Origin of the sequence: Tardiphaga sp. (genome assembly GCF_025356345.1) — a bacterium.
Lineage (GTDB): Bacteria > Pseudomonadota > Alphaproteobacteria > Rhizobiales > Xanthobacteraceae > Tardiphaga.
This window is the reverse complement of record NZ_JANXTC010000413.1, coordinates 1-7,594: the sequence shown is the minus strand read 5'-3', so window position 1 is coordinate 7,594 and position 7,594 is coordinate 1. Positions and strand designations below refer to the sequence as shown.

The 7,594-nt window shown below is 60.4% G+C and carries 6 protein-coding genes; 4 read left to right on the top strand and 2 right to left on the bottom strand.

Features of this window, described 5'->3' with window-relative positions; translation table 11 throughout:
- The 3 genes from Q0S16_RS25510 to Q0S16_RS25500 all read left to right on the top strand — a co-directional run.
- Positions 1-844 (top strand): Crp/Fnr family transcriptional regulator (locus tag Q0S16_RS25510; protein WP_295855086.1); only part of this gene is annotated, 844 nt, incomplete at its 5' end.
- A gap of 78 nt (positions 845-922) precedes the next feature.
- Complete coding sequence (locus Q0S16_RS25505; RefSeq protein WP_295855084.1) at positions 923-1,381, top strand: hypothetical protein; 459 nt, start codon at positions 923-925, stop codon at positions 1,379-1,381.
- Positions 1,382-1,947: 566 nt separating this feature from the next.
- Positions 1,948-4,401: a DUF3772 domain-containing protein gene (locus Q0S16_RS25500; RefSeq protein WP_295855082.1), complete on the top strand. Its 2,454-nt coding sequence runs from the start codon at positions 1,948-1,950 to the stop codon at positions 4,399-4,401.
- A 176-nt stretch (positions 4,402-4,577) separates the two neighbouring features.
- Here Q0S16_RS25500 and Q0S16_RS25495 read toward each other — a convergent pair whose 3' ends face one another.
- Positions 4,578-6,542: an EAL domain-containing protein gene (locus Q0S16_RS25495; protein WP_295855076.1), complete on the bottom strand. Its 1,965-nt coding sequence runs from the start codon at positions 6,540-6,542 to the stop codon at positions 4,578-4,580.
- Between the two features lie 128 nt (positions 6,543-6,670).
- A complete protein-coding gene (locus Q0S16_RS25490; protein ID WP_295855073.1) occupies positions 6,671-7,294 on the bottom strand; it encodes a DUF4174 domain-containing protein in 624 nt (207 codons plus the stop codon).
- A 14-nt stretch (positions 7,295-7,308) separates the two neighbouring features.
- Here Q0S16_RS25490 and Q0S16_RS25485 point away from each other — a divergent pair.
- A partial coding sequence (locus Q0S16_RS25485; protein ID WP_295855071.1) for an acid shock protein occupies positions 7,309-7,594 on the top strand: 286 nt, incomplete at its 3' end.

Here is a 7,594-nt window from a genome sequence, read left to right as displayed (position 1 = left end):
CTCACCACCGAGCAGCAGCTCCAGCCTCCTTGCGCAGCGCATCCCTGCTGTTGTGCCGCCAACGCCGATCAACGAGTTGCTCGTTCAGCTATCCGCAGAAAGCCTCGCTGTAATCTCGCGACTTGCCGAACGAGTCTCGCTTGGTCGGCGACATGTGATCCAGGAACGTCACACGACTATGAAGCACGTCTACTTCATCGAGAGCGGGGTGGCCGCGCTTTTTGCCAAGGCGGGCGGCGACCGTGCCAATGTCGAGATAGGAACCCTCGGCACGCAAGATTTTGTGGGGCTTGATCTCGTGCATGGGGTCGAGACTTCATCGCACCGCTGCGCCATGCAGGTCGCGGGCGAGGCGCTTCGTCTCCGTGCCGCGGATTTCGGCTATCTGCTCAGCCAGATTCCGGAGTTCAGATTTCTGCTGCTTCGCTATGCCCATGTCGTCTTCATTCACAGCTCTCAGCTAGTGGCCTGCAACGCGCGGCATAGTCTGAGTCAGCGGCTTGCGCGATGGCTGCTTGTCGCCAGTGACCGCCTCAGCTCTGACACCGTCGAGTCGACGCCCGAAGCTCTCAGCCGTGCGATCGCGGTGCGGCGCGCCGGAGTTACCCATGAAATGCAGCGTCTGGAACAGGCGGGTCTTATTAGACGACGCGGCGATACCGTCTCGATTGTCAATCGCGAGGGCCTCGAAAACATATCATGCAGTTGCCACCGTGTCTTGCGCGCGGCCAGCGCCACGCTCAGGAAGCCGGGCCGCCTGCCACATCACACGACCTGCAAAGCACAGTTAGTGGATCGTCATGGAGTGCTTTGGTCGAGTCCTGGCGGGGAAGCGCAATCGTGAATTTGTCGATGCAATCGAAACTTCAATCGAGGGCCGCAGAGCCCCGCGCAAACGCCGATTACTTCGCAGGAGACCGAAATGGTGAATCGTCTGAACTTTAATGTGTTCGCCTGGTCGCTAGTGGCATCATACACCACCCCGGACTCCGTTATAGGCAAAAAAGCGGTCAAGAGGCTTTCCTGTCTGGGCTGCTTCTCGCCAATTCGGCGAGTTGATGTCATGCCGTCCGGGCCGGGCTTCGATACTCACACTTTTGAGTGTGTCGCGTGTTCGACGATCAGTCGAGTGACTTTGGACACCCGGTTCGCCACGGATTATTTCTCGATCCATGGCGAGCCCTGGAGCGCCTCCATTCGCGCCGCGATTCCTCTCGGACATGATGTGAAACTTGAAAGAACAGCGGGAAATGACAATCAGATCGAAAACGCGACCCTGTATCGACCTTCCCTAAATGATCGAAAGCGCGGGGCCGAAATGGCGGTCGCGGTATTGGCGCTCACGATGCTGGCCGCATCGCTCCCCTATATCCTGACATGAATCGCACCAGAAAATGAACAGGAGGAGTTTTATGCGGATTGGAGAGAATGCCTGGAAAAACGAACGAAAAATAAAGTCGACCGCCAATGCAATGCTGGTCGCAGTCATCAGACTGGTCGGCTCGGAATTCTTGGAATTTATAGCGCGACGTAGTTTCTATCGTTTGCGACGCAATTCTCCGGGACCGTGGCCAGCAAGTCCAGCTACGCGAAGAATGTTACCGGATGTTTCGCAGGAGGTTTCGGACTCACTGCGAGAACGTTGACTGTCTGGCAGAAATGTTTCGTCTTCGATGCACAAGCAATCACGCGGCAACACAGAATTGCCGGGCTCGATACGTTGTCGTTCCGGCAAACGAAACTCCGCGGGCAACCATTCTGGCTGTGGAGAGCCTACGACGCTGTGCAGATTATCAACGTGGATACGATAACGGCACACGCCCGATTGAATCATGCCCGAGCGGGCGGTGACTGGTTAGTATGAATTCAAACAGACCATATATAATTCTCCTGGCGTCTTTGGTCCTTTTCATATCGTCGTGCGAAATCGCGCGCTCGACGGCCGCGTTGGCGGCTGCCAACGGGGCGGCAGTCGCGGCGCCGAAGCAAGTGACCGCCGCGGCCTCCCCCGATGAAGGGCTGCCTGGTGTAGCGGTGCCGACGTTTCCAACGGCACAAAGCAAGCTCGACGAGTGGCGGCAGACGCTCGATACTTCGGAGCGCGCGCTAGGCTTCCGCGTGATCTCCGATACAACGCTGACCGATTTGAGAGCGCGCGCCACCTCGATACAGGATGGCGTACGTCAACTTGTAGCTACGATCGAGCCCCGGCTTAACGAGGCAACCGAAAGAGCCGCCGAGCTCGCCCCGACTAGCGATGCGCCGACGTCGCCGTCGGACGACGTCAAGCTTGAAAGAGCCAAGCTGCTAGCGGAGATCGCAGCGCGTCAGGGCGTTATTCAACAATCCAAACTGATCAATGTGCGGGCTCAACAATCGCTCGACGCGATCTCGGATAGGCGCCGGACCATCTTCACGGACTCGGTGCTGGAGCGCTCGGCGAGCCTGATGAACCCCTCAGTCTGGGTCGAGGTGGCGGCGGCCGTCCCGTTCGCAGCGGGTAATCTCGGCGAGATGGTATCTCGCTGGTTTGACGTGTTGACCGCGGAGCCGGTGCGCGCGCTGTTTGGCTGTGCCATCGCCGCCGTGGTCCTGATGTCGTTCTTCCTGTCGCCGGGGCGGCGGTGGCAGGCGCGCTGGATCAAGCGCAATGCGGTGGTCGATGACCCCAGTGCGTTGCGAAAAACCGGATCGGCGGCAGCTATCGTGCTGGCCGGCACCGTCATCCCCGGCATTTCGCTTTTGGTGCTATACCAGACGTTGATGGCGCTCGGCGTGCTGCCGTCCGATGTGGGCGGAATTATCCGAGCGATGTTTTTCGGCGCGACCTTCGCGTTTTTCTTTTCAAGCCTGAGCAGTGCGGTTCTTGCCCCGGGCAGGCCATCATGGCGGCTGGTCGATCTGGATGACAGAGCCGCGGATCGCATCGTGCCGCTCGCGGTCCTGCTTGGAACGATCGCCGCGGTGGGATTGCTGCTCGATGCCACGAATAATGCAATCGGAGCATCAGCGGAACTTTCGATCCTGGCCCAGGGGGTAATAGCTCTCGCCAAGGCATTTATGTTCATGGCGGTGTTGCGTCTGGCCGCGGGAAACGCGGCGGATGAAGATGAGGAGGGCTCGCCGGAGGTCCAAAAGCGGTCGGCCTGGCGTTTACTGATCCCGCTCGGCTGGCTGGTATCGATTGCGAGCGTTCTCGGCTCGCTCGGTGGCTATGTTGCATTTGGGCGCTTCGTCGCCGGCGAGATGATCGTCGTCGTGACCGTATTGATGAGCCATGTTCTGCTCAGCCAGTTTGCCGACGCGTTGATCGCGAGCGCATTTGCATTTCACGGGGGCGTTGGACGTTTTCTACGGCAGACGGCTGGCCTCGGCGGCGGCGCGGTGCGCCAGATGGCTGCTTTGCTCAGTGGCTTCGTCCAGTTGGCTCTCGTTTGCCTGGCTGCGTTCATGGTTCTTGCGACATGGGGAATTCGTTCCGACGACGTGCTCGGATCGATGTCGTCGGCCTTCTTCGGGGTTTCGGTCGGGGAGTTCACGGTGTCGCCATCGGCTATTCTCGGGGCGATTGCCGTATTGATTGTCGGCATGGCGGCTACCCGAGCCATCCAGAACTGGCTGGACGGGCGGTTTTTGCCGCAGACAAATCTGGATGTCGGCGTTCGTAGCTCGATCCGGACCGGCGTCGGCTATGCGGGGGGCATCCTGGCGGTGATCGTCGCGCTATCCTATATCGGCCTTAACCTTCAGAACATCGCCATCGTCGCTGGCGCGCTGTCGGTCGGTATCGGCTTCGGCCTGCAATCCATCATCAATAATTTCGTATCGGGATTGATCCTGCTGGTGGAGCGCCCGATCAAGGTCGGCGATCGCATCGAGGTTGGCGCCCGAATGGGGGTGGTCAGGAACATCAACGTGCGGGCGACCGAAATCGAGACTTACGACAACGTCTCGGTCATTGTGCCGAATGCCGACCTGATCAGCGGGCAGGTGGTCAACTGGATGCACGGCAGCTACAGCGCGCGGCTTTCGGTGATGGTGGGCACCTCGTACGACGCCGACCCGGACCGGGTTATCGCCATTCTGCTTGAGATCGTCGCGGAACATCCTCGGGCGCTGAAATCGCCGGGACCATTCGCGATCCTTGGCAATTTCGGCGCCAATGCGCTCGAATTCACGGTTTTCTTTCACGTCGGCAATATCGGCGTCGACGCAGGAGTCGCAAATGATGTGCGGCTTGCCATCCTGAAGCGGTTTCGCCGGGAAGGCATTGAAATTCCATACGCGCAGCAGGAACTGCGCCTTCGCGATATCGATCGCATTGAGTCGCTGGTGCGCGAGTTGTCCGGACGCGGTCGAAAAGAAGTATCTGTCGCGCCAGAGCCGGGTGGAAAATATTAGCGTATGGTTTTCGCGTTCGATGCCCGGTCCGGTAACGCCCATTCGCCCTCAGTGGCTCTCAATTGGGTAAACGCCGTGCTGACATAGCTTAACAGGCGGCGTCCCGAGCGCCTCGGCTTGGCCAGCTTCGATCGACATTCGCACCGCGGGCGCTGTGGTCGCTCAGGCCGCGGCTGTCACTCGGCCCACATTCGGGCGGCCTGTTCGTCGATAATCATGCTGGCCTGGTCGTCCTTGCCAAGCAGCTCGCGGATATCCGTCGCCGGCAGCGCCTTGCTGAACAGCCAGCCCTGCATCTGGGTGCAGCCCAGCATATGCAGCAGATCGAGTTGCGGCTGGGTCTCGACGCCTTCGGCGGTAGTCACCATGTCGCGCGCCGCGGCGATGGTCACCACCGCCTGCACGATCGACGACGACCCGCCCGGCACCGTCACATCGGCGATGAAGCTGCGGTCGATCTTGATCTTGTCGAACGGAAAGCGTTGCAGATAGCTCAGGCTGGAAAAGCCGGTGCCGAAATCGTCGAGCGCGATGCGGACGCCGATGGCGCGCAGCTGATGCAGCACCGCCAGCGCCGCCTCGTCGTCGCGGATCAGAACGGCTTCGGTGATCTCCAGTTCCAGCCGGCTGGCGGCGAGGCCCGAGGCGGCCAGCGCCTGGATCACCCGCAGCGCCAGTGCCGGCGACCTGAATTGTACCGGCGAGACGTTGACGGCGATCTTGATATGGTCGGGCCAGGTCGCGGCTTCCAGGCAGGCGGTCATCAGCACCCATTCGCCGATCTCGGTGATCAGGCCGGTATCCTCGGCGACGGGTACGAAATCCACCGGCGAAATCATGCCTTTTTCCGGATGTGGCCAGCGCAACAGCGCCTCGCAGCCGCCGATGGCGTGGCGCGCGATATCGACGATGGGTTGGTAGTGCAGTTCGAATCCGCCAGTGCGGACAGCCTCGCGCAGGTCCTGCGCCATTTCGCGCCGGGCCCGGGCGTTGGCGTCCATCCTGGGCTCGAAGAACCGGAACGTGCGGCGCCCCGCCGCTTTGGCGTCATACACCGCGAGGTCGGCATGCCGGATCAACTGGTCGATTTCGGCGCCATCCGTGGGGGCCATCGCAATTCCCATGCTCGCATCGCAGGCGAGCTGATGACCGCCGCACTGGAACGGCTCACGAATGGCAGCATATAGACGCGCGATCAGTTCCTCGACATCCGAGCCATCCGAAACCGATGTCTGGATGATGGCGAACTCGTCGCCGCCCAGCCGCGCGATAAAGTCGGTCTGCCGCAGACAGGCTTTCAAGCGCTGCGCCAATTGCTTCAGGAAGTCGTCGCCAACCTGATGTCCCAGCGAATCATTGATCTCCTTGAACTCGTCGACATCGATGTACAGCAGGGCGAAATGCTGACCATGCGCGGTGCGGCTGATTTCCTGATCCAGCCGGGCGCGCAACAAGGCCCGGTTGGGCAGGTTGGTCAGCGCGTCGTAATGGGCCATGTGCTCGACCCGCTGTTCGGATCGCTTCAGTTCGGTGACATCCTCATGGGTCGTTACCCATCCACCGTCGCCAAGCGGCTGGTTGACGATCTGGAACGAGCGGCCGGTTTTCGTCGTCAGTATGGTGTGCGTCAGCCTGTTTTCGGCGACGTTATTGAGAACGGTATCGCAGAACGTTACCGGATCTCCCACGAACGAACCTGTCGCCTTGCGATGTTGCATGACATCGCGAAACAGCCGCCCGGGCCGGATGATATCCAGCGACAGCCCATACATCTCCACGTAGCGTCGGTTGAACAGCGTGATCCGCGATGCGGAATCATACACCATCAATCCCTGCGTCATGTTGTCGAGGGCGTTATCGAGTTGATGCCGCGCCGATCGATGCAGCCGCGCGAATCGGTGCACGGCAAAAAGCAGAATGACGGCGATAACCAGGCTGGCCATCCCGGCGACGTGGACCGGAAGTTTGGCCTCGGTCGCTCCGATGATCGCCGCCAGCGCCGCGATCAGCAGCAGGCCGCCAATGATCAGCCAGAGCAGTGGCGCACTTGAAAAAGAGACGCGGGCCAGTGTCGGTCGGCCCCCGTCGAGCTTGGAACGAATCCGGTCTCCGGCAGATGTCGGTTTGATTTGCTTCGGCATGGCCCACCTTCGGACCGACCATGCACCACCAGGATTGCGAAGCGATTAGCATATTTAGTTACCTGCGTTTTAATCGCATCCGCCCGCGGGGCCGCTTCAACAGGTCGCGACTGTATTATTGTACCCAGTCAGGGCCTGCGCCGCATTTCATCCCTCCGCATCGGTATCGCATCGATCTTGCCGAACAAGCCCCGCGCGGTCAGTGGAGTTGCGGACGCGGCGGCGATGTTACCGTCCTTGCCGATCAGCAAAACCTGAAACCGGGTGCCATCGACCGCGGCCTCGCGGCGAATCGCGCGCGCGGACGGGTCGTCGCCCGCGGCTTCCACCAACACCAGGTTGCGTTCGGCCATGCCCTCGCGGGCCTCTTGAAAAATCCGCCGCTGCGCCCGCAGATCACGATCCTGCGAACTCGGCGCGACCACCACGAGAACGCGATGCTTCCAGCGATGCATGGCGAGGGATTCGGCCGCTTGCGCCGGCATGCAGATACCTGTCAGAGCGAGAAACAGCGAAACTACTGTCATCCATCGAATAGGCATAGCGGCGTTCCTGCCTTGCTGTGTGCTGTTTGGATCATATTGCATTCGCCTCAAATTAACGCGGTATTCATCATCAAACAGTCTTGCATCGTTTTCGACGGCGATATCGCGCATGGACGCGCGTGTTCTGGAGAGCTGTTGCAAAGCGGAGACAGGAATCTCGGCGGAAACCTGTAGGGTGCAATCAACGCTGAGCGAATAGCCGGCCATTTCGGAGAATGATGATGAAAAAGATTTTGCTTGCTTCCGTTGCCCTCGCCACGCTCGGCATGGCCACCTCTGCTTCGGCTGCTGACCTCGCGGCTCGCCCCTACACGAAGGCTCCGGCTTATGTCGCCGCCCCGATCTATAGCTGGACCGGCTTCTACCTCGGCGGCAACATCGGCGGCGCATTCGGCGGCGGCAACAGCTTCAACGGTGTTGCCAGCAACAGCAACAACGGCAAGTTCATGGGCGGCGTCCAGGGCGGCTACAACTACCAGTTCGCCCCGAACTGGGTGCTCGGCATGG

Bases quoted from the DNA above. Each gene is read 5' to 3' on its own strand.
- Q0S16_RS25505 (WP_295855084.1), top strand. From the start codon at position 923: ATGGTGAATCGTCTGAACTTTAATGTGTTCGCCTGGTCGCTAGTGGCA.
- Q0S16_RS25495 (WP_295855076.1), bottom strand. From the start codon at position 6,542: ATGCCGAAGCAAATCAAACCGACATCTGCCGGAGACCGGATTCGTTCC.
- Q0S16_RS25490 (WP_295855073.1), bottom strand. From the start codon at position 7,294: ATGGCCGGCTATTCGCTCAGCGTTGATTGCACCCTACAGGTTTCCGCC.